The sequence below is a fragment of the Corynebacterium nasorum genome, assembly GCF_022345765.1.
GTDB classification, from domain to species: Bacteria; Actinomycetota; Actinomycetes; order Mycobacteriales; family Mycobacteriaceae; genus Corynebacterium; species Corynebacterium kefirresidentii.
In genome coordinates this window covers 1-22607 of sequence record NZ_JAKRDR010000020.1, presented here as the reverse complement: position 1 = coordinate 22607, position 22607 = coordinate 1, and the positions used below count along the sequence as shown (strand labels likewise).

23 protein-coding genes are annotated in these 22607 nt (G+C 57.8%); 3 read left to right on the top strand and 20 right to left on the bottom strand.

Annotated features, from left to right (window positions below):
* The first annotated feature begins 51 nt into the window (after window positions 1–51).
* Window positions 52–2061, top strand: a complete 2010-nt coding sequence (locus tag MHK04_RS10995; RefSeq protein ID WP_239208307.1) for a maltotransferase domain-containing protein — start codon at window positions 52–54, stop codon at window positions 2059–2061.
* 44 nt (window positions 2062–2105) lie between these two features.
* Window positions 2106–4223, top strand: a complete 2118-nt coding sequence (gene glgB / locus MHK04_RS10990; RefSeq protein ID WP_239205702.1) for a 1,4-alpha-glucan branching protein GlgB — start codon at window positions 2106–2108, stop codon at window positions 4221–4223.
* A gap of 5 nt (window positions 4224–4228) precedes the next feature.
* On the opposite strand, the gene MHK04_RS10985 is transcribed toward glgB, so the two are convergent.
* From MHK04_RS10985 to rho, 20 genes are all read right to left on the bottom strand, one after another.
* Window positions 4229–4621, bottom strand: a complete 393-nt coding sequence (locus tag MHK04_RS10985; protein WP_023021742.1) for an arsenate reductase/protein-tyrosine-phosphatase family protein — start codon at window positions 4619–4621, stop codon at window positions 4229–4231.
* A 20-nt stretch (window positions 4622–4641) separates the two neighbouring features.
* Entirely contained in the window at window positions 4642–5568 is a 927-nt protein-coding gene (locus MHK04_RS10980; RefSeq protein WP_239208306.1) for a tetratricopeptide repeat protein, read from the bottom strand.
* A complete protein-coding gene (locus tag MHK04_RS10975) occupies window positions 5569–5877 on the bottom strand; it encodes a thiamine-binding protein (protein ID WP_034656448.1) in 309 nt (102 codons plus the stop codon).
* Between the two features lie 10 nt (window positions 5878–5887).
* Window positions 5888–6172, bottom strand: coding sequence for an Rv1322 family protein (locus tag MHK04_RS10970; protein ID WP_080971253.1), 285 nt, complete (start codon window positions 6170–6172; stop codon window positions 5888–5890).
* Window positions 6172–6864 (bottom strand): endonuclease NucS, encoded by a 693-nt coding sequence (nucS, locus tag MHK04_RS10965; RefSeq protein WP_023021745.1) that lies wholly within the window; start codon window positions 6862–6864, stop codon window positions 6172–6174. The genes MHK04_RS10970 and nucS overlap by 1 nt, the downstream gene beginning before the upstream one ends.
* Before the next feature lie 23 nt (window positions 6865–6887).
* A complete protein-coding gene (locus tag MHK04_RS10960) occupies window positions 6888–7364 on the bottom strand; it encodes a DUF2550 domain-containing protein (RefSeq protein WP_023021746.1) in 477 nt (158 codons plus the stop codon).
* Between the two features lie 181 nt (window positions 7365–7545).
* The gene (locus MHK04_RS10955; RefSeq protein ID WP_086588747.1) at window positions 7546–7914 is read right to left on the bottom strand and encodes a F0F1 ATP synthase subunit epsilon; all 369 of its coding nucleotides are present in this window, start codon (window positions 7912–7914) and stop codon (window positions 7546–7548) included.
* A 10-nt stretch (window positions 7915–7924) separates the two neighbouring features.
* The gene (gene atpD, locus MHK04_RS10950; protein WP_049361377.1) at window positions 7925–9370 is read right to left on the bottom strand and encodes a F0F1 ATP synthase subunit beta; all 1446 of its coding nucleotides are present in this window, start codon (window positions 9368–9370) and stop codon (window positions 7925–7927) included.
* 3 nt (window positions 9371–9373) lie between these two features.
* Window positions 9374–10363, bottom strand: a complete 990-nt coding sequence (locus MHK04_RS10945) for a F0F1 ATP synthase subunit gamma (protein WP_023021749.1) — start codon at window positions 10361–10363, stop codon at window positions 9374–9376.
* 50 nt (window positions 10364–10413) lie between these two features.
* On the bottom strand, window positions 10414–12054 hold the full coding sequence (atpA, locus tag MHK04_RS10940; protein ID WP_023021750.1) for a F0F1 ATP synthase subunit alpha: 1641 nt from the start codon (window positions 12052–12054) through the stop codon (window positions 10414–10416).
* Window positions 12055–12114: 60 nt separating this feature from the next.
* Window positions 12115–12930: a F0F1 ATP synthase subunit delta gene (locus MHK04_RS10935; protein WP_239205708.1), complete on the bottom strand. Its 816-nt coding sequence runs from the start codon at window positions 12928–12930 to the stop codon at window positions 12115–12117.
* A gap of 6 nt (window positions 12931–12936) precedes the next feature.
* Window positions 12937–13506 carry a F0F1 ATP synthase subunit B gene (locus tag MHK04_RS10930; protein ID WP_023021752.1) on the bottom strand — a complete coding sequence of 190 codons (570 nt, stop codon included), beginning with the start codon at window positions 13504–13506 and terminating at the stop codon, window positions 12937–12939.
* A gap of 42 nt (window positions 13507–13548) precedes the next feature.
* Window positions 13549–13788, bottom strand: a complete 240-nt coding sequence (locus MHK04_RS10925) for an ATP synthase F0 subunit C (protein WP_023021753.1) — start codon at window positions 13786–13788, stop codon at window positions 13549–13551.
* Between the two features lie 102 nt (window positions 13789–13890).
* Window positions 13891–14691 (bottom strand): F0F1 ATP synthase subunit A, encoded by an 801-nt coding sequence (gene atpB, locus MHK04_RS10920; protein WP_023021754.1) that lies wholly within the window; start codon window positions 14689–14691, stop codon window positions 13891–13893.
* Window positions 14692–15146: 455 nt separating this feature from the next.
* Entirely contained in the window at window positions 15147–15572 is a 426-nt protein-coding gene (locus MHK04_RS10915) for a Cg1360 family ATP-synthase-associated protein (protein WP_023021755.1), read from the bottom strand.
* 16 nt (window positions 15573–15588) lie between these two features.
* Complete coding sequence (locus MHK04_RS10910) at window positions 15589–16764, bottom strand: glycosyltransferase family 4 protein (protein WP_239208305.1); 1176 nt, start codon at window positions 16762–16764, stop codon at window positions 15589–15591.
* Between the two features lie 12 nt (window positions 16765–16776).
* Window positions 16777–17445 carry an L-threonylcarbamoyladenylate synthase gene (locus MHK04_RS10905; RefSeq protein ID WP_239205710.1) on the bottom strand — a complete coding sequence of 223 codons (669 nt, stop codon included), beginning with the start codon at window positions 17443–17445 and terminating at the stop codon, window positions 16777–16779.
* Window positions 17446–17476: 31 nt separating this feature from the next.
* On the bottom strand, window positions 17477–18313 hold the full coding sequence (gene prmC, locus MHK04_RS10900; protein ID WP_239208304.1) for a peptide chain release factor N(5)-glutamine methyltransferase: 837 nt from the start codon (window positions 18311–18313) through the stop codon (window positions 17477–17479).
* Window positions 18314–18319: 6 nt separating this feature from the next.
* Complete coding sequence (gene prfA / locus MHK04_RS10895) at window positions 18320–19396, bottom strand: peptide chain release factor 1 (protein ID WP_239208303.1); 1077 nt, start codon at window positions 19394–19396, stop codon at window positions 18320–18322.
* Entirely contained in the window at window positions 19389–21218 is a 1830-nt protein-coding gene (gene rho, locus MHK04_RS10890; protein WP_239208302.1) for a transcription termination factor Rho, read from the bottom strand. The genes prfA and rho overlap by 8 nt, the downstream gene beginning before the upstream one ends.
* A 351-nt stretch (window positions 21219–21569) precedes the next feature.
* Here rho and MHK04_RS10885 point away from each other — a divergent pair.
* Window positions 21570–22607 (top strand): AMP-binding protein (locus MHK04_RS10885; protein WP_239227073.1); only part of this gene is annotated, 1038 nt, incomplete at its 3' end.

Genomic DNA, 22607 nt, shown 5'->3' with positions numbered 1-22607 from the left:
GATTTATTCTTTGCCCGGTGAAATTGACACAGCTGCATTAGTCTTATGGGCATGACTACTCGCCTTGGTATTGACGATGTCCGCCCGCTTATCTCCGCCGGTTCTGTAGCTTCTAAAGCCGTTGTGGGCGAGGTAATTCCTGTCACCGCACTGGTCTGGCGCGAAGGCCACGACGCGGTCTCAGCCACTTTGTCTGCCTGGGCGGCGCGGTCCACGGCTACGTCCTCTGTCACCATGCAGGTAGACCCCAAAGACCAAGATCGAGTGCACGGCGTCTTTACCCCAGGTACCCAAGGCACCTGGTACTTCCGCGTCGATGCCTGGTCCGATCCCATTGCTACGTGGAAGAACGCGGTTACTAAAAAGATGGCGGCTGGGCAATCCGCTGCCGAGTTGGCCAATGACCTCCAGCATGGTGCGGATCTATTTTCTCGGGCGGCCTTGCAAACCCCCTCGGATATTGTGGCGCCCCTCTTTGCTGCTGCACGGGACTTGGAGGATGAGTCTTTGGACGTCGATAAGCGCGTGCAGGTGGCGCTCTCGGACGAGGCCGCAGACATCCTGCACTCCCATCCCCTGCGTGATCTCCTAGTAGAAGGCGCCATTCACGAGGTCTACGTGGAGCGCCCGGCCGCGCTTTATAACTCGTGGTATGAGCTCTTCCCCCGTTCCACGGGTGGCTGGGACAAAGAGGGAAATCCTGTGCACGGCACCTTCGACACTACTGCCCAAGCACTAGAGCGCGTGGCCGATATGGGCTTCGATACGGTGTATTTTCCACCCATTCATCCCATTGGCAAGGTGCATCGGAAGGGAAAAAATAACTCGGTCGTTGCTGAGCCCGGTGATGTGGGAAGTCCGTGGGCCATCCAGGACCACTCCACCACCCACCCCGAATTGGGCACAATAGAAGACTTCAAGAAGCTGGTCTCTCGCGCCGAGGAGCTTGGCCTGGAAGTAGCGCTTGATTTCGCGCTGCAGGCATCGCCCGATCACCCGTGGGCCACCAGCCACCCAGAATTTTTCACGGTCCTTCCTGATGGCACCATCGCCTACGCTGAGAACCCACCGAAGAAGTATCAGGATATCTATCCACTCAACTTCGATAACGCGCAGGATGCCATCTATCACGAAATCTATGAAACGCTCATGATTTGGGTCGAAGCCGGAGTGAGCACTTTCCGCGTAGATAACCCACACACCAAGCCCGCCAACTTCTGGGATTGGCTGATTACCCGCGTACACGCCACCCACCCAGACGTCATCTTCTTGGCAGAGGCCTTTACCCGCGCCCCTCGCCTTTTCGGGCTAGCAAAAGCAGGGTTTTCCCAGTCCTATACCTACTTCACTTGGCAGACCACGAAGCATGAGCTCACCCAATTTGGCCAGATGCACGTAGAGCAGGCGGATATTTGCCGGCCTAATCTTTTTGTCAATACCCCGGATATCCTGCATGAATCTTTACAAACCGGGGGGCGCGCCATGTTCGCCATACGCGCTGTCCTCGCTGCCACCATGTCTCCGCTATGGGGCGTGTACTCCGGTTTTGAGCTCTATGAGCACACCCCGGTAGCCCCAGGGTCCGAGGAATACCTCGATTCGGAGAAGTACGAATTGCGGCCGCGCGACTTTGCTGCTGCGGTTGCGTCAGGAGACTCTTTAGAGTCCTATATCCGGCTGCTCAATCAGATTCGCCGCGATAACCCCGCATTGCAACAACTGCGTACCCTCCGCTTCCATGACACCGACAATGACGCCATCATTGCCTATTCCAAGGCCGATCCAGCCACCGGCAATGTGGTTCTCGTCGTGGTCAACCTGGATCCGCGCAATGCGCAAGAAGCGACCGTTACGGTAGATATGCGCGCTATCGGCCGCCATCCCGGCGAGTCCTATTCCGTCCAAGACACGATTACCGGCTCTGCCTATCACTGGTCCGAGCGCAATTTTGTGCGCTTAGAGCCGCTTCGCGACGTCGCCCATGTCTTCGTCCTTCCCCCTGCCGACCATGCCCTTCAGGAGCAGCTCACCTGGCGCGAGGTCACCGACTATCGCCCGTAAACATTTGTCCACCGGAACGCGCCCAATCTAGGTACCCTGATTATATGAACATCCCGGCCGCTGACCTCGCTCGTCTCAATGACTGCCGCCACCATGACCCACACGGATTCTACGGCTGGCATGAAGGTACCGTCCGTACCCGCCAGCCTGGTGCCACCGCGGTACAACTTCATACCCCCACACAATCCTTGTCTATGAATTTGGTGGGCGACGATATCTGGGAAGCGGAAGTAGGCGAGAACTGCGACTACCGCCTCGAAATCTCCTACCCCGGCGCCCCTACCCGCACCGTGGCAGACGGATATCATTTCCTGCCCACCATCGGCTCTCTAGATCTGCACCTTATCGGCGAAGGTCGCCACGAGCGCCTTTGGGATGTCCTCGGCGCCAACCTACGCTCTTATGACACAGAGATGGGCCCCGTAAGCGGTGTGTCCTTTGCCGTATGGGCCCCCAATGCCCAAGGTGTTGCCGTCGTGGGCGATTTCTGCGGCTGGAATCCTACCCAGTACCCCATGCGTTCGCTCGGTTCTACCGGCGTATGGGAGGTCTTTGTCCCAGGCATCGGTGCTGGCGAGCACTATAAGTTCGCCATCTTTAGCCAGGAAGGCCGCCAAGACAAGGCCGACCCATTGGCCAAGCGCACCACCTGTCCGCCGGAAACGGACTCGATCGTGGATTCCACCAGCTTCGGCTGGTCTGATTCCGCGTGGATGGACAAGCGCACCGGCAACCTCGATGTCCCGATGAGCATCTATGAGGTCCACGTTGGCTCGTGGAAGGTCGGGGCGAATTATAACCGACTTCGCGAGGAGCTCATCCCTTATCTCAAGGAGCATGGTTTTACCCACGTCGAGCTCTTGCCCGTGGCCGAGCACCCCTTCGGCGGCTCTTGGGGCTACCAAGTCTCTGGCTATTACTCGCCTTCAGCGCGGTGGGGCTCGCCGGATGAGTTCCGCGCATTAGTCAATGCACTGCACGAAAACGGCATCGGGGTCATCGTGGACTGGGTGCCAGCCCACTTCCCCAAAGATGACTGGGCCTTAGGCCGCTTCGATGGTCAAGCGCTTTATGAGCACCCCGATCCCCGCCGCGGCGAGCAAGCCGACTGGGGTACCTATGTTTTTGACTTTGGCCGCAATGAGGTGCGCAATTTCCTCGTAGCCAACGCCCTGTATTGGGCTGAAGAATTCCACATTGACGGCCTGCGCGTAGACGCCGTCGCTTCCATGCTTTACCTGGACTACTCCCGCGATGAATGGCTACCCAATCAGTTTGGCGGGCGCGAGAATTTAGAAGCCGTCCAATTCCTGCAGGAAACCAACGCCACCCTCAACCGCACCCATCCTGGCGTACTCACCATCGCCGAGGAATCCACCTCCTGGCCGGGCGTTACCGCTCCTACTTCCGAGAACGGGCTGGGCTTTTCCCTGAAGTGGAATATGGGATGGATGAATGACACCCTGGAGTACTTCAAGCACGAGCCCATCCACCGCTCCTATCACCATGGCGAGCTCACCTTCTCCATGGTGTATGCCTATTCTGAGCGCTACGTGTTGCCGTTTAGCCACGACGAAGTAGTCCACGGCAAGGGTTCACTGTGGCAGCGCATGCCTGGCGACGACTGGAATAAGGCCGCCGGATTGCGCGCTTTGTATGGCTACATGTTCTCCCACCCTGGCAAGAATCTGCTCTTCATGGGCCAGGAATTTGGACAAACCACCGAGTGGTCCGAGGAGCATTCCGTGGATTGGGGCAACCTCGATGGTTGGGGCAATGAGTGGCACCGGGGCATTAAGCGCCTCGTGCGCGATATCAACCTCATTTACCGCGACACCCCAGCTTTGTGGAGCCAGGATTTTAGCCAAGACGGCTTCCAATGGGTCAAGGCCGATGACTCGAACAATAACGTGCTGGGTTACGTCCGCTATGGCGCGGACGGGTCTGCCTTGCTCGCTGTGTGCAACCTGTCGGGTTCTTCCATTCCCAACTACGGCCTCTGGGTTCCACGTGATGGTGCTTGGAAAATGGTACTTAACACCGATGATGCCGTTTATGAGGGCGCTGGGAACCCGCTTCCTCAGCATATTCACGTGGCGGATAATTCCGCCACGCTTCACCTACCGGCCAACTCGGTGCAGTGGTACGTACTGGAGCAATAAAACGCCTATCGCTGCGTGCGTAGGAACTCCACCACGCGCGCTTCGATATCATCGCGAAGCGCATCCATGCGCTCTTCACCTTCCAGACCACGCAACGAGGGATCCTCGATGGCCCACCTCTGCGCTGGCCCGTCATATTCCGCATCACCTACCACGATGACGTGGTCGACAGCGGCAGCAAGGTGGGGATCCACTAGAGCAGGAGTACCAGTCATTTCTGCCCCCACCTTCGCGAGGGAAGCTTTGGCCTCTTGATTGATGCCCTGCTGGATATGTTCCGGGGTAGTTTGCACCCCAGCCGAGTAAATATCCCACTCAGGCGCATGCTTGGCGGCAAGCGCCGCAGCCATCTGCGACTTGCCGCGATTTGTATTGCACAGGAAAAGCACTGAAGTCATGCTTTCCCATCCTACCCAAGCTAGTACAGGGCACTCGCCAGCTTGGTGCGAGCTTCCATCACGCGCGGGTCATTGCCCTCAAAGAGCCCGAAGAGCTCCAGCAAGCGCTCGCGCACGCGAGCTTTCTCATCACCGGCCGTTGCCTTCATCGTCTCGATGAGGCGATCAAAGGCCTTTTCTGGGGCGCCGGCAACCACTTCGGCGTCGGCAGCACGCATCTGCTTATCGACGTCCCCCTTGTCCCCTTCCGCAGCCGCAATCGGATCCTCGGTCTGGTTGGCAGGATCAAGGCGCTTGAGCAGTACGGTTGTATCGCGGGCCTGCTTAATCTGCACGTTTTCGGGCTCAGCCTCCAAGATGGAGTTATAGACCTTAAGAGCACCATCAAAATCGCCAGCATTTAAGAAGCCCTCTGCTTCTTGGAGGCGCGGATCCTCTTCTTCCTCTTGGGTCTGGGGCTCTCCCGCATCGCTCTGTAGGCCCTTCAACTGTGGGCCAACATTCTGCACCAAGGCATCTACCCATTGTTTTAGCGCATCTAGTGGTTGTGCACCCTCGAAATTCGTCAGCGGCTGCCCAGCGCCCAGGGCCACCACAGTGGGGAGGTTCTTCACGCCAAAGGCCTGCGCAACCTGTGGGGTAGTATCTGCATCCACGTAGGCAACTAGGAAGCTGCGGTTTCCTTGCGCGGCCAACCCCTGTAGGTCGGTCTTTAGCTGCTCCGACTGCGTGGAACGGGCGGTGCCAATGAGAACAATCACCGGAACTTCCGTAGAACGGCGCACCACGTCCTGGTCGAAGTTAGCTTCCGTCACAGTGAAGAAGGGTTGGATCCCGCCAGCAGTGGTCTGCGGAGATTCCTGTGCCTTCTGCCGTGCCTCGGCCCGCGCCTTTACTTGGCTGAGGTCGAGCGCGCCTCCTACATAAGCATTATTTGCTGAAGTCATCTAGTCCTCCTTTGCAAGGCGGCGGTTAACCGCATCTACCTTGTCAGTCAGTTGATTGGTTACGCCCTCGCGAATATCAGCCTTGACCACCAAAGATGTGCGCGGGGATACCGCACGCACCGCGTCAGTGGCCTTCTTAATAGTTCCAAAGACCTCGTCCCACTCGCCTTCAAGCAGGGTGAACATGGCATTGGTCTCGTTAGGAAGGCCGGATTCGCGGACTACGCGCACGGCCTCAGCGACGGCGTCAGCCATTTCTTGGGAATCATTATTAACTACTGCAGGGGCTACAGAGAATGCAACAATCATGCCCGCTAGTCTACCTACGCTCCCAGCAGTGGCGGTGCCAGTGCCGACGATCATCGCCCTGGCGGCCCACGTCGCGCGGCCACGCCACGATATGAGCCACCCCGGGAGGAATATTTTGATTACACCCTGGGCACACATAGTACTTTTGGGCACGCGCAGAACCGATATGCCGCATAACATAGGGTTCGCCGTGCGTCCAGCTAGGCCCCTCGACCGTCTGCGAGCCGAGAAAAGTCGACCCATCTTTAGGCAAGGATCGAAGCTCGAGCGGTTTGCGTCTATTCCGCCGTGGCATTAGAACAATCGCAATTCGTTCGACTCAAGTCCGCGGAGTTCCTGATAGTCCAGTACGACGCACCGAATGCCTCGGTCCTCTGCTAGCGTGCGGGCCTGCGGTTTGATTTCCTGGGCCGCGAATACACCAGATACTGGGGCCAGAAGCTCATCACGGTTAAGCAACTCCAGATACCTCGTCAGCTGCTCCACGCCATCAATCCCACCACGGCGCTTCACCTCGATGGCAACATTTTTGTTGTTTTCATCTTTCGCCATAATGTCTACCGGGCCTATCGCCGTTGGGTATTCGCGGCGTACCAGCGTATAGCTATCGCCCAAGGTATCGATCTGGTCTGCCAAAAGCTCTTGCAAGTGAGCCTCCACGCCGTCTTTGACTAGGCCTGGGTCTTCACCCATGTCATAGGAGATTTCCTCATGGATCTCAGCAATTGTAATGCGCAACTGCTCGCCTTTAGGATTTTCCACCAGCCACAAAACCTCGCCGGTATCGTCACCGTCTAGGTCCTCAATGGCGGATTCTTTTAACGTGCACGGAGGGGTCATCCAATTAAGCGGCTTATACGCGCGGTCATCAGCATGCACGGATACAGAGCCGTCAGCCTTGACGATGAGTAGACGGTCTGCCATGGGAAGGTGGGCATCCAAACGGCCCACGTAATCTACGGAGCATCGGGCGATTACTAAACGCATGCCCTCTACCCTAGCGGGTAACCTTATCGCTTGGATTGACGGGTAGCGCGCTGGCGAAGTTGCCGGAAGTCGAAGCGCTGCTGACGTTTGGATGGTGCGGCCTCTACCCACGCCCCGAAGGCCATAATGCCGTGGGCATCAGATGCCAACTCATATTCCCGGCCCTTGACCCGAAAGCGAACAACCTCGGTGGCGGCAGACATAAAAGAAGCCTCGGCATCATCGAGCGAGCGGGTGCTTACTACTTCGATGTCGAGGCGGTTGATACGCAGATCGCAGCGCGGAGAAACGGAGCGGAGCTTGAAATACTCCACAAATTCGCCTTCATAACGCAGCGAACCATGGCGCCAAGAAAGGGAATTTCTAGCGGGTACTCGGCGTAGCAAGACGGCAGTGCCGCGGGCACGCACGGTAAAAAAGCGAAGCGCAGCCAGAAAAATAACCAGCAATAGGGCCACGCCAAGGGCCCACAGAAGCACTGTAACCACCGTTGAATTCATGGGCCTTCACGCCATCCTCGCTTTGTGGAGAAACTGATTCTTGAATTGTAGCGCTTGGCAGGACCTATACGCCAATAAGAAAAGGCAAAGAAAACGCAAAAAGGCGCCCCGGTTTAAACCGGGGCGCCTTTAGAGAGCAGGAAGGGCGGCTATTGCTGCCCTCTCCTATCAATCCAAGGTACTAAGCCTTGGCGCGGCGGACAGCACGCTGTGCGGCCTCGCCACGGGACTTGGCGAGCTCGTGCTCAGAAGCAAAGTCCTTCTGAGCCTTCTCCTCATCCACCTCATCGGACCAGATGGCCCAATCAGCGAGGACGGTGATCTTGTCCTGGGTAACGGAGAGGAAACCACCCTGCACGGCGGCGACGCGGCGCTCGCCGTCCACTGGGTGGATGGTCACCACGCCATTATCGATCAACTGACCGATCATTGGCTCGTGACCGGGAAGCACGCCGATCTCACCCTCGGTGGTCTCAGCCGTGACCATGGAGGCCTGTCCAGACCACAGCAGGCGCTCGACGGAAACCAATTCGGCGGTGATGTCAGCCATGTGCCTCTCCCTACTTCTCGTTCAACTTCTTGTATGCAGCCTCGACGTCGTCAAGGCCGCCCAAGCCGTTGAAAGCCTGCTCTGGGTAGTGGTCAAACTCGCCATCGCAGATGCGCTCGAAGGCGTCGATGGTCTCGGACAGCGGTACGTAGGAGCCCGGCAGGCCGGTGAACTTCTGCGCAACGAAGAAGTTCTGGCCCAAGAAGCGCTCGATACGACGGGCACGCTGAACGGTGACCTTGTCTTCCTCAGACAGCTCGTCCATACCAAGGATGGCGATGATGTCCTGGAGTTCCTTGTTCTTCTGCAGAATACCGATGACGCGCTGTGCAACCTCGTAGTGCTTCTCGCCGACGATACCTGGCTCGAGAATACGAGAGGTAGAAGTCAGCGGGTTCACTGCCGGGTAAATACCCTTGGAGGCAATAGCACGGTCCAGCTCGGTGGTGGCGTCCAAGTGAGCGAACGTCGTAGCCGGAGCCGGGTCGGTGTAGTCATCGGCAGGAACGTAAACGGCCTGCAGGGACGTAATGGAACGGCCCTTGGTCGAGGTAATGCGCTCCTGCAAAACACCCATCTCATCAGCCAAGGTCGGCTGGTAGCCCACGGCGGAAGGCATACGACCCAGCAGGGTCGAAACCTCAGAGCCGGCCTGGGTGAAACGGAAGATGTTGTCAATGAACAGCAGCACGTCCTGGTTCTGCACATCGCGGAAGTACTCCGCCATGGTCAGGCCGGACAGAGCCACACGCATACGGACTCCTGGCGGCTCATCCATCTGGCCGAAGACAAGGGCGGTATCTTGCAGCACGCCCATTTCTTCCATTTCCAGGAAGAGGTCGGTGCCCTCACGGGTACGCTCGCCGACGCCGGCGAAGACGGAGGTACCGGAGAACTCGCGGGCGATACGGGTAATCATCTCCTGAATCAGAACGGTCTTACCCACACCTGCACCGCCGAACAGGCCGATCTTGCCGCCCTTGACGTACGGGGTCAGCAGGTCGATGACCTTAATGCCGGTCTCCAGAATCTCGGTCTTACCCTCGAGCTGGTCGAACGCTGGCGGCTCGCGGTGGATTCCCCACTGCTCGCCATCGCGGCCGAGACCCGGCTCATCGAGGCAATCACCGAGGGCGTTGAAGACGTGGCCCTTGACGACGTCGCCGACCGGCACGGAAATTGGCTTTCCGGAGTCGATGACCTCGGCACCGCGGACGAGGCCGTCGGTCGGTGCCATAGACACGGTACGGACAAGGTTGTCACCGAGGTGCTGAGCGACCTCGAGGGTGACGGTCTTTGCAACAGCTTCGAGCTTGATGTCGACGTGCAGTGCGTTGTACAGGGCCGGCAGTGCCTCACGTGGGAACTCCACGTCCACAACCGGACCGATGACGCGCACGACACGACCGGCGACTGCCGAAGACTGTGCATTCTGCTCTTGCAGAGCTGTAGTCATAATCTAGTCACTTTCTGCGCTGTCAGATAGCGCGCCAGCGCCACCGACGATCTCTGAAATTTCCTGGGTAATCTGTGCCTGACGGGCCTGGTTAGCCACGCGGGAGAGGTCTTCGACCATCTCGGTTGCGTTGTCAGTAGCAGACTTCATAGCTGTACGGCGTGCAGCGGACTCGGAGGCAGAAGCCTCCAAGAACATAGCAAACAGGATACGCGAGACGTACTGCGGAAGCAGAGCTTCCATCAGCGTATCTGCGTCCGGCTCGAATTCGAATCCGGCGGCAACATCCTCCGCAGATTCGGCGTCGGACAGAGCGGAGTCACCGAGGTGGTACTCCTCATCCTGAATAACCGGCTCAACTGGCAACAGCTGCTGTGCGCGCGCAGTCTGGGTCAACATGGACTCAAACTCGGTGTAGACAACGTGTACCTGGTCAAAGCCACGTACACCTACGCCCTCACCCTGCGCATGCAGGCCGTCGCGGCCCTTGGTAGTGCCGTTGGAACCAGCAATAAAGCCATCAATCAGGTGACGGCGCACATCGTGGGTGGCCTCCCAGGTTGGGTCCTGAGAGAAACCGCCCCAGCTGCCAACTACCTCGTCCTCGCGGAACTTGTAGTGGCCGATGCCCTTGTTGCCGGTAACGTACCGAACTACCTCGTAGCCCTTGCTTTCCAGGAGAGCTTGCAGCTGTGCGGCCTTCTTGAAGACGTTGTTGTTGTAGCCGCCACACATACCGCGGTCAGAAGTGACCACGAGAATGGCTGCGACGTTTCCGTCTTCGCGCTCACGCAGCATGTCATGCTCCAACGTAGAGGCGGAAGCCAGCTTATTCATGATGCTGGTCATCTCAGTCGCATAAGGCTGAGATGCTTCTACCCTGGCCTGCGCCTTGGTAATGCGCGAGGTAGCAATAAGCTCCTGGGCCTTGGTGATCTTCTTAGTCGAATTAACGGACCGGATGCGGTCACGTAGTTCGCGAAGATTAGCCATCGTTTCTCCTCCCTTCTTTAATCTAGACGGTTAGTTATGAGTTCTGAACTCTACTTAGCCGTCTTGCGGGAGACGTTGAGCTCGGTGTTCTTTACGTCGCTTTCATCCAAAGGCTCTACCGGTGCCTCAGAGCCCAAGTTATGGCCTTCGGAGGTGCGGAAGGTCGGCTGGAAATCCTTAGCTGCCGCAACCAATGCGTCCTTGGACTCATCGGTTAGCGGCTTGCCGCCGGAAATCTGCTCAAAGACCTCTGGGGTGTTGGCGTTGAGGTATTCGTGTACCTCGTCCTCGAAGCGGCGGACGTCTTCAACGGGAACGACGTCGAAGATGCCAGCCTCGGCGAGGTAGATGGATACCATCTGGTACTCCACCGGCTGCGGGGAGGACTCGGACTGCTTCAGCAGCTCAACCAGACGGGAACCGCGCTCCAGCTGAGCCTTGGAGGCAGCATCCAGGTCAGATGCGAATGCCGCGAAGGCCTGCAGATCACGGTAGGAGGCTAGGTCCAGACGCAGGTTACCGGCAACCTTCTTCATGCCCTTGGTCTGTGCAGCGCCACCGACACGGGAGACGGAAACACCGACGTTAATAGCCGGACGAACACCCTGGTTGAACAGGTCAGACTCCAGGAAGACCTGGCCGTCAGTAATAGAAATGACGTTGGTCGGAATGAAGGCGCCGACGTCGTTTGCCTTGGTCTCGATGATCGGCAGTGCGGTCATGGAGCCAGCACCCATGTCGTCGGAAAGCTTGGCAGCACGCTCCAGCAGGCGGGAGTGCAGGTAGAACACATCGCCCGGGTATGCCTCGCGTCCCGGGGGACGGCGCAGCAGCAAGGAAATGGCACGGTAGGCCTCAGCCTGCTTGGTCAGATCATCGTAGATAACCAGGACGTGGTTGCCCTGGTACATCCAGTGCTGGCCCAGCGCTGCACCGGAGAACGGTGCCAACCACTTGAAGCCGGCGGAATCGGAAGCCGGTGCGGCCACGATGGTGGTGTAATCGAGTGCGCCGTGCTCCTCAAGGGTGCGGCGCACACCAGCGATGGTCGAGCCCTTCTGGCCAATTGCGACGTAGATGCAGCGTACCTGCTTATCCTTGTCGCCGGACTCCCAGTTAGCCTTCTGGTTCAAAATGGTATCGATGCACACCGCGGTCTTACCGGTCTTACGGTCACCGATGACCAGCTGACGCTGGCCACGGCCGATCGGGGTCATTGCGTCGATAGCCTTGATGCCGGTCTGCATTGGCTCTTCAACCGGCTGGCGCTGCAGCACGGACGGTGCCTGCAGCTCGAGGACGCGTTCCTCTTCAGCGTTGATTGGGCCCATGCCGTCAATCGGCTGACCCAAAGGGTTAATTACGCGGCCGAGGAATTCCTCGCCCACTGGGATGGAGAGAACCTCGCCGGTCCTCTTAACCTCGTCGCCCTCCTTGAGGGACTCGAAGTTGCCCAGGACCACGACACCGATGGAGTTAGTGTCAAGGTTCTGTGCGACGCCAATCACGCCGCCTGGGAACTCGAGCAGCTCATTCGCCATAACGGACGGCAGGCCAGAAACCTGCGCAATACCGTCAGCTGCCGAAATGACCACGCCGACCTCCTCACGGGAGGCCTCCGCGGAGTAGCTCGAGGTGTAGTTCGCAATCGCACTACGGATCTCGTCGGAGGAGATCGTCAGCTCCGCCATGTTCTTCCTGCTCTCGGTAGTATCTTCCAGCACTTACTTAAATCGTTTCTGTCGTTTCGGCTACGCCATCTGGGCACGCAGGCGAGCAATCTTGCCTGCCGTAGAACCGTCAATGACTTCATCGCCGACGCGGATGCGCATGCCACCGAGGAGGCTGGTGTCAACCTCAGAGTGGATGGACATCGCACGACCATAAATTTTGCCCAGCTTCTCAGCGAGTACTGCTTGCTGGCCTTCGTTTAGTTCACCCGCTGCGGTAACACGCGCAATGGTGCGGTCCTGCAGGTCTGCTGCAGAATCAGCCAAAGCGGCCACATCATCGATCGGGTTCTGCTCTGGGCGGGAGATGGCCTGAAGCACCAGTGCCTCAGTAAACATCGTGACCTTGCCATAGAGCACGTTTGCCAGCAATCCGCGCTTGCGGGCGGAATCAGCAGTTCGGTCGGAAAGCAGCTGGGTGAGCTCGCCCTCGCGGTCAAGGATCTGGGAAAGGCGGAAGAGTTCGTCTTCTACCTGGCCCAGCTGGCCCTGCGCCTCAGCGCCACGCAGCAGTGCGCGGCGGCCCAAGGAAACCAATCCCTTGACAAAGTCCTTCGGAGTGGACCACTGTACGGCCGCAGCTTCCTGAATGATGCGCAGCGCACCACCAGAAATCTTGGAGCCAAAAAGGTTCTCCGCTAGGGACTTACGTGCCTCGCTCGGGGCGGCGATATCGGTGAATGCAACGCGCAGTTCGCGGTCATCATCCAAGACATCGACAACCTCAAAGATGTCCAAGCCCGCCTGTGCGGCGGTGGCGACGTTATTCTCGCCAGCAAGGATTTCATCCAAGCGAGATTGCGAGGTTGCGAGTGCTTCGCGGCTAGCTGCCTTCATAGTTGCCTACTTTCCGGCCGGTGCCACAGAGTCGAGCTCGGACAAGAAGCCATCAATGGTGGAGGACTTCTTAGAGGCGTCGGAAAGCTCGCCGCCCAGAATCTTCTCCGCCAGGTTGATGGAGTTCTGGCCCATTTCGGAACGCAGCTCAGTAACAACCTGCGAACGGGAAGCCTCCAGCTGCTTCTCGCCGTTGGCGACGATGCGGCGGGACTCTTCTTCCGCGTTGGTCTTGGCCTCGGCCTCGATCTGCTTGCCGCGCTCGCGCGCCTGCTCGCGGATCTCGGCTGCCTCTGCACGGGCATCAGCCAGCTGAGCATTGTACTTTTCCAGAGCAGCCTTGGCCTCGGCCTGCTGAGCCTTGGCACGCTTCAAGCCGCCCTCGATCCGGTCTTCACGCTCTGCCAACATCTTGCTGTACATAGGAATTACAAACTTCCAGAACAGCAACAGAATTACGATGAAGCACAGCAAAGACCAGAAAATGTCATAGTTCTTGGGCAGAAGAACAGAGAAACTACCCGAACCTGGGTTATCTCCGCCCTCTGCTGCAAGCAAGTAAACGACGTTATTCATTGGTCTCCCGTCTTAAAAGATTCGGTGTGAAAACTCGAGCTCTTAGAACAGGAAGCCGGCAACGAGACCGATAAGTGCCAAGGCCTCAGTAAAGGCGATACCCAGGAACATGGTGGTACGCAGCTGACCAGCCATTTCTGGCTGACGGGCCATAGCTTCAACGGTCTTGCCGGCAACGATGCCGATACCGATGCCTGGACCGATAGCCGCCAGGCCATAACCAATGGTGCCCAGTCCTTCAAACTTCGAAGCGGCATCCGCTGCCAGAATGATTTCGTTCATGGTGAAAGTCGTTCCCTTTCGTAGAATTTCAGTCTGTCTCAAGACTGAATGTCGATGGTTTAAATTAGGTGGTTTACTCGGTCGCGCTCGTCGACCTCGTCCTTAGTGCGAATCAGCGTGCAAGGACAGCTCAATGTACACCGCCGTCAAAAGAGCGAAGATGTACGCCTGTAGGAAGATAACCAGAATCTCGAACAGGCTCATAGCCAAGCCCAGAATAATGGTTAGTCCAGACAGTGCGGTCCAACCATTCAGCTGCCAGAAGAAGAAGTTCGTAGCAGAGAAGAGAAGAACCAGAATGATGTGTCCAGCAAGGAAGTTCGCCATGAGACGAATAGCAAGGGTAACCGGCCGCAAGATGAACGTAGAGAAAAACTCAATCGGTACCACCAAAAGATGCAATAGCGGTGGCAAGTTCGGAATCACTACCGAGGAGCGAATGAACTTACCAAGGCCATACCTCTTGGCACCCGCGTAAATCATCACAATGTACGAAACCGCGGCCAAGACAATTGGCATACCAATACGTCCGTTCGGCGAGACATTAAGCCCCGGAATAACGGTCGCAACGTTCATGAATAGAACCGCGAAGAAGATGCTAGCGATAATTGGCAGAAATCGCTTTCCCTCCTTCTTACCCAAAATGTCCTCAGCGATATGAATACGGACAAAGTCGACCGCATTCTCGCCCACATTCTGAATGCCAGAAGGAACCAACTTAGGGTTCTTAAAGGCGGCCCAGAAAAGGATCACCACAATTAGCGTCATCAAGATTCGAATCAGCATCAGGCGATCAAGCGCGAACCATCCGCCGGCGAAGTCACCGAAAAAAAGATGGTCGGCATCAATTTGCCCCGGGAAGAATTCTTCACCTAGATCGGGCGTGTGGAAGTGCCCTTTCATAGCCAATGTTGTAACGCTCAGCGTTCTCTCCCGTGTTCGGGCCACACAGCTTGTAAAAGCTTTTGTGGTGCGATGGACGTCTCAAACTTTCTGTCCTGTTCACGGACTCCGTCGCACATCAGCATGAACAAGACAGGGATTTACCAATACCGGAAGAGAGCACGTGCCTACTTCCACGGTAACCCGAAGTGAATCGTATCAGCTGGATCCTGAGTTTTTGCACGTGGGGGCCCCATAGAAGCTACTCTTCAATTCCAAAGTAAGTAATTAAGCTATAAACCTGCGATTTGCTGGCCAAACTCATAAGCGTGGAATTCATCACACCACATCTCACCCGCCCCTCGTCGGGGGTATAAATCTCTCATAACCGCAAGTAACAGATGAAATAGAGCTGCTCGGTATCCCCCATGATGCTGAGCTGCCCCAAGCTTTTGGCAGCATTCTTTGGACGCCGATTAAGCCACGTACGTCACTTTAGAAGTAACTATCCCCCAGACTTCAGTTCCGAGGGTTACAACAAGAGCTGCAACTACGCTAAGAAACAAGGCCCACGTGTCATAGAAATCCATTTCCCTAATTACTGCCAAAACCCCCAAGAGCAAAACTAGCTTAAGCAGCCACCCACCGAGCACCACTGCAATTGTTGTCGAGGGGGTTGACTTGGCTGTAAATAGGACTGAAAGAGCCGTGCACAATACGAATCCTCCGCCTAGAGCTGCACCAATTAAGACGCCCCAAATTCCGGGAAGGCCTTTCAATCCCCCCCAAATGGCAAGTGATACCAACATAATGACAAGCAACGCTTTGACACCTAGCTGCACGGCGCGTTTGAGGGGCAGACGCGGATCATCAAAATCAGAGTTTACTTTAGGATCATTCACGGAGACCGAGCCTACCTCACGAGGGCTCGGTTTCCGCCACCACGACGGTCTCTCGAGCAGCAGGGCCAATCTTTCCTTGCCGCAAGGGCACGAGAGTAGCTGCAAACGCGAGAAGCAGGGCCACAATAGTCACGCCAATGGCCTCCGGCGCGGGAACGATGGAAAAGGACACCGCACCAAATGCCACTGCGGAAACCCACAAGTAGAGCACTAGCACGGTACGCCTATGAGTATGCCCAAGCTTGAGGAGGCGGTGATGAATGTGCGCCTTGTCCGCAGAAAACGGTGAACGGCCGTGCGATAGGCGGCGAATAACAGCCCAGACAAGGTCGAGGACTGGAATAAATACCGCTGCGGCGACCACGATAATGGGTGACATCAACGCGACAATATCCACCGTGCCATACAGAGACATGTTGATCTTGCCGGACGCAGAAGTTGAGGCCGCAGCGAGCAATAGGCCGATAAGCATGGAGCCGGAGTCGCCCATAAAAATGCGGGAAGGTTCGAAGTTATGGGGTAAGAAGCCGGCGCACATTCCCACCAGTGCGGCACTAATAATGGCTGGCGGATAGGCCGATACAGCGCCGCCCTGGTCATGGAGGACGGTCAAGGAAAAGACTAAAATTGCCCCTCCTGCAATCATTCCAAGGCCTGCTGCCAGGCCATCAAGCCCGTCTACAAAGTTGATGGCATTGATAAGCAAAACGGTAAAGAATGCGGTGAGCAGGGTGCTTTGCAATTGGTCCAGCACAACGGTGGTGCCGCCGCCAAACGGAATGAAAAGTAGTGTCCAGGTAAGACCCAACCCACTCATGAGCGTGGCAGCGAAAAGCTGGCCAAAAAGCTTCACGACGGCGCTGAGTTCTACTAGGTCATCGACCACGCCAACAAGCACCAGCGCCAAGGCCGCCCATAGCACCGCATTCATTTCCGGAGTGACGGGCATAAAGCCGCGAGTCAAGGCTGGAAGCTGGGCTGCGAGGAATATTGCCGCCGCAAAGCCGGTAAACATGGCCACGCCGCCCATACGGGGTGTGGGCTGCGTGTGAGCGTCGCGCAGGCGAATTTCCGCCACCCGGCCGGTGCGCACTAAAAAGGAGCGCACCACGCCGGTGGACAGATACGTAAATGCTGCTGCGACGAGGATGACAAGGGCCAACTCGCGCAGCGGGACACCACTGCCGCTCACGCGAATACCTCCTTAAGCCTGGGGGCGGGTGCGCAGGGTTTGGGCATCGAGGCCGATAACCTTGCCGATTTCCTCGGCCGTGAGCGCGCCTTCACGGAGTAGATACGGGCGCTCACCGGAGAGATCGATGATGGTGGAAGGCTTACCGACGGCCGTCTCTCCCCCATCCAAGTAAACCGTCACGGCTTTACCCAGCTGTTGCTTAGCCATAAGCGCGGTGGTTGGTGGCTGGTGGCCAGAAATATTGGCGGAAGACACAGCCATCGGACCAACCTCGCGCAAAAGCTCAATTGCAATGGGGTGCAGCGGCATGCGCAGCATTACCGTGCCGCGGGTATCACCGAGGTTCCACGGCAAGGATGGCGCCTGAGGAACAACGATAGACAGGCCACCCGGCCAAAAGGCCTCGACCAAATCACGCGCAGTATCGGTATAGGAAGCCACGAGACCGCGAACGGTATCCCAGGAACCAACCAAAACCGGTACCGGCATATCCGGACCGCGCTGCTTGGTAGCCAAGAGATTGGCTACGGCATCATTATCAAAGGCATCGCAGCCAAGGCCATACAGCGTATCGGTGGGCATGACCACAAGGCGACCGGATTGTGCAGCCTTGACCGCAATGTTCAGGCCCTCTTCGCGCTCGGCCTCATCGGCACAGTTAAAAATCTTTCCTTGCATAGTCTTTCCCCTTCTTGCCCTAAGTGGTGTCTTAGTCTACCGCGCGCACCGCAGTGACAAAGCGGGGCGTTCCCGTCATGTCCTGCAGCGCCGAAATTCTTTCAAAGCCGCCGTGGCGGGCCATTGCGGCTTGTACGGCTTCGCTCGTGGAGTCATCGTGCTCAATGGCCACCTTGCCGCCCGGGCGCAAAAGGCGGGCGAACGTCGGGATGAGGCCGGTGATGGCGCCCATCCCATCCGCACCAGCAAAGACCGCGTCGTGTGGATCATGGTAGACCTCCGGATCGAGGTCCGGCGTCTCCGGTACATACGGCGGATTGGTCACGATGAGGTCCACGGTCCCGTTCCACTCCGCCAAGGTAGTGGCATCCGTAGCATCGGCCTGAATGACCTCTACCCCGCTGCCGCGGGTATTGGCAGTGGTGTAGGCCAAGGCGGCGTCGGCAAGCTCAACTGCCCGCACCTGCGCCTCAGGTAAGTAGTGGTGCAGATATAGTGCCAATGCCCCTGTGCCAGTGCACAAGTCCACCAGCCGCGGGCCGTCCGCATTGCGCACCGCCCAGTCCGCCAACACCTCGGTTTCCGGCCGCGGGATAAATACGCCAGGGCCCACCTTGAGCTCCAGCGGACCGAACCAGGCGCTGCCTAGCACGTACTGTAGGGGCTCGCGGGACTCGCGGCGACGTAGCAGCGCATCATAGGCCATATCGAAACCGGGCATAGGAGCTTGGTCCAGCGGGATATCCATGTGGCCGCAATGAATAAGGTGCGTGGCAATGATGCGCGCATCCCACTCGGGGCTTGGTACCCCGGCAGCACGAAGGCGCTGCACCCCACGGCGCAGCGCCTGTCCATACGTGTTATCCACGCCCGTTTAGCCCTCAGCCTCGAGGCGCTCGGCACGCTCCTGGTCCTGCAGGGCCTTAATAAGGTCATGCATATCGCCGTTCAAAACAGAGTCCAGGTTATTAGCCTTGTAGCCAATGCGGTGATCCGTGATGCGATTCTCCGGCCAGTTATAGGTGCGGATGCGCTCCGAACGGTCCATGGTGCGCACCTGGGAGGCGCGCTGCTCGCCGGCCTCAGCCTCGCGAGCTTCACGCTCCATCTGGTCCAAGCGGGCCTGCAAGACCTGCAGTGCACGCGCCTTGTTCTGAATCTGGGAACGTTCCTTCTGACAGGTAACGATAAGCCCAGTTGGCAGGTGGGTAATGCGCACCGCGGAGTCGGTGGTATTCACGCCCTGGCCGCCCTTACCCGAAGAACGGTAAACGTCAACGCGAATATCCTTGTCATCAATATTGACGGACTCAACCTCTTCTGGCTCTGGGTAGACCAGCACGCCGGCGGCAGAAGTCTGAATACGGCCCTGGGACTCGGTGACCGGGACACGTTGCACGCGGTGCACACCGCCCTCGAACTTGAAGACGGACCAGGCACCATCGCGCGAAGGAGACTTGGAGCGGAAGGAAATGGTCATATCCTTCACACCTCCCAGATCCGACTCGTTGAGGCCCAGGACCTCCCAGTTAAAGCCGGTCTTATCCGCGTAGCGCTCGTACATCCGGGCCAAGTCACCGGCGAAGAGGGCCGCCTCCTCGCCTCCCGCGCCGGCCTTGATTTCCATAATGATGTCCTCGGAGTCCTGCTCATCGCGCGGCGCGAGCAGATCAGCGAGCTTTTCTTCCAAGCTCTCCACGGACTTTTCGAGGCGGTCCGCTTCTTCTTGGAAGTCATGGTCCTCGTAGGCCATCTCCTTGGCGTCCGCGAGATCCTCGCGGGCCTGGGTTAATTCATCATTAACCATGATGACGGGGCGCAGTTCCGCATAGCGCTTGGAGAGCTTGCGGAATTGCTTCTGGTCGCCGGCCACCTCCGGATCGCCCATCTGCATCTCAATGCCCTGGTATTCGGACACAATGTCATCAACGAGGGAAACCTGATTAGACATAATCTTCTTCATCCTTATCCGCAGCCATCGGGGCCGAGGAGGCCACCTGCATCAAGAACTCGCCATTGGAGCGGGTCTTCTTTAGCTGCTTAATGAGCAGGTCAATGGCCTGGTGGGAATCCAGGGCAGAAAGGATGCGACGCAGCTTGGTCATGATGCGCGCCTCCTCTGGTACGAGCAGCAATTCATCCTTACGGGTGCCGGACGGGTTAACGTCCACGGCCGGGAATACACGGCGCTCGGAAATGCCACGGTCCAATTTCAGCTCGGCATTGCCGGTGCCCTTGAATTCCTCGAAGATGACGGTATCGCCGGTAGAACCGGTCTCCACCATGGCGGTGGCGATGATTGTCAGCGAGCCGCCCTCTTCGATATTGCGGGCGGCGCCGAGGAAGCGCTTTGGCGGGTAGAGCGCGTTGGAGTCCACACCGCCAGAGAGGATGCGGCCGGATGCCGGGGAGGAATTATTGTAGGCGCGGCCCAGGCGGGTAATGGAGTCGAGCAAAACAACGACGTCCTTGCCCTGCTCCACCAGGCGCTTGGCACGCTCGATAGCCAGCTCGGCTACGGAGGTGTGCTCTGATGGCGGGCGATCAAAGGTGGAAGCAATAACCTCACCGTTGACGGAACGCTGCATATCCGTAACTTCCTCAGGGCGCTCATCTACGAGGACAACCATGAGGTAGCACTCCGGGTTATTGGTAGAAATCGCATTGGCGATATTCTGCAAAATCGTCGTCTTACCGGCCTTTGGCGGGGAGACGATAAGCGCGCGCTGGCCCTTACCAATGGGCATGATGAGGTCAATCACGCGGGTGGTGAGGATCTTCGGGTCCGTTTCCAAACGCAGGCGCTTATTCGGATACAGCGGGGTCAGCTTATTAAAGTGCGGACGCTGCTTTGCGTTTTCCGGATCGATGCCATTGACGGTATCGACCTGAACCAGCTGGTTGTACTTGCGGCGGTTACGACCGTTGCCATGCGTATGCGTCGGGCCGGAGACCTTAACCTGGCCGGTAATGGCGTCGCCGGAGCGCAGGCCCAGGCGGCGGACAATGCCGTTGTTGACAAAGACGTCGGAAGCCGCGGCGCGGTAACCGGTGGTGCGCAGGAAGGCGACGTTATTGTCTACCACGTCCAAAATGCCACCGACGGCCTGCAGCTCATCGCCCTCGCGGACCTGCAAATCGTTGCCGCCGTTATTGTCATTATTGTTTCCGCGGCCACGGCGGTTGCGGCGATTGCGGCGCCCACGACGGTTGCCGCGCTCGTGATTATTGTTGTCATCGTGGCGATTGCCGCGCTGCTTATTATCGCCGCGGTCATTCTTATCGCCCTGATTATCGGAGCCATCCTGGGAGTTATTCTCGCGGTTGTCTTTATTGCCGCCCTGCTCCTCGTTGTGGCTGCGTTCCTCGCGCTCTTGACGTTCCTGCCGGCGGGCGCGATTGCGGCGAGCGCGGCGTGCCTGAGAACGCGACTCATAGCGCTGCTCGTCGCCAGAGTTCTGCTGGCGGTTATCCTGCTTCTCGCCGGATTCTTCCTGCTTTTCCGCCTTCTGCGGCGCATCGTCCTGCGCCTGCGCGCGTGGCTTTTCTGGTTTATCAGATTTCTCTGCCTTTTCCGCCTTTTCTACCCGAGCGGCCTTTTCCACCTTGGCCTTGGCCTTTGGCGGAACTTGACCAGTCTTGATGGCGGTGATGAGATCCCCCTTGCGCAGGGCAGAGACACCACGTAGGCCGCGCTCTGCGGCCATTTTGCGCAATTCCGGCAGCTTCAGGGATGCAAGATCCTGTGCTGCGGTGTTGTCCGTTTCGCTCACGGATATCCTTTCGTTGCTTGACCAGGTCCGATGATGCGGGAGCCGCCGTAGCCTAGGCTCACGGCGTTGCACTGGAAGCCAATGTGTATTTTTCTAGGACTTCTCGCCCTCGTGCCAAGGCGCATGCGCGTCCTGCCGGGCAATAAGTATGAGGCCTCTTCCATGTTCTCAAGGAGAATTCGCACAGCGGGTGCACGAACCGGAAGAAATCAAGAAACGACTGCGGGCAAAACTTCTCTGGGCCCGAATCCATAGGAAAGGGGAGCTAAAAATTCCGGTTTCCTACCAGTCGCGAACAAGTATAACGCATAGACCGCAACGCCCGCACCATGACACCGCTACAGTAGAGGCATGCTTTCCACGATGATGGATATCCCCCTCTCCCTGACCCGCATTTTGGAATACGGCGCCTCGGTGCACGGCAGCACCACGGTGACAACCTGGCACGGTGAGGGCACCGGCTCTGAATTTGATCCGGCCGAAGAAGTTACCTTCCGCGATATCGCCGCTCGCGCAGCCGCCTTCGCCCACGCTATTCATGATGATTTGGGTATTACCGGCGATGAGCGGGTGGGCAGTTTTATGTGGAACTGCGCCGAACACCTCGAGGTCATGTTTGGCACTGCTTGCAAGGGCGCGATTTTTGCGCCGCTGAATAAGCAGCTGATGAATGACCAGATTCGCCATATTATTAATCACGCGGAAATATCTGCCATCGTGTGCGATCCCCGGCTGGCGCAGCAACTAGGCAAGGTGCTTGTGGGTACCGACTCCGTGAAAAGCGTCATCATTACCGGCGCACAGCCTGCGCAGCAGTTTGCCCATCTCTTCCCCCGTGGGATTGAAGTGTATTCCTATGAAGCTTTAATTGATGGCCGCTCCACCGTCTATGACTGGCCGGAACTAGATGAGCGCACGGCCGCGGCACTGTGCTATTCCACAGGCACCACGGGTGCCCCCAAGGGCGTACTGTATTCGCACCGTTCGCTGTATCTGGAGGCCATGCAGCTGCGCTCCTCGGACTCGCTGTGCATCACCCACGGTGAGACTTTTCTGTGCTGCATCCCCATCTGTCACGTGCTGAGCTGGGGCGTTCCCTTTACCTGCTTCATGACAGGCACCCCGCTCGTGCTTCCCGACGCCGACGTATCCGCCCCCACCCTTGCCAAGGCCATTGCCGCTACTTCTCCGCGCGTGGCCCACGGCGTTCCCACCATCTGGATCCAACTCTTTGTGCACTACATGCACCACCCGCCGGAGCGCATGACCCTCACGGAGATCTATGCCGGCGGCTCCCCCGTTCCCCCAACTCTTATCAAGATGTGGGAGGAACGCTACGGTGTCGACGTTGTTCACGTGTGGGGCATGGTAGAAACCTCCACCGTCGGC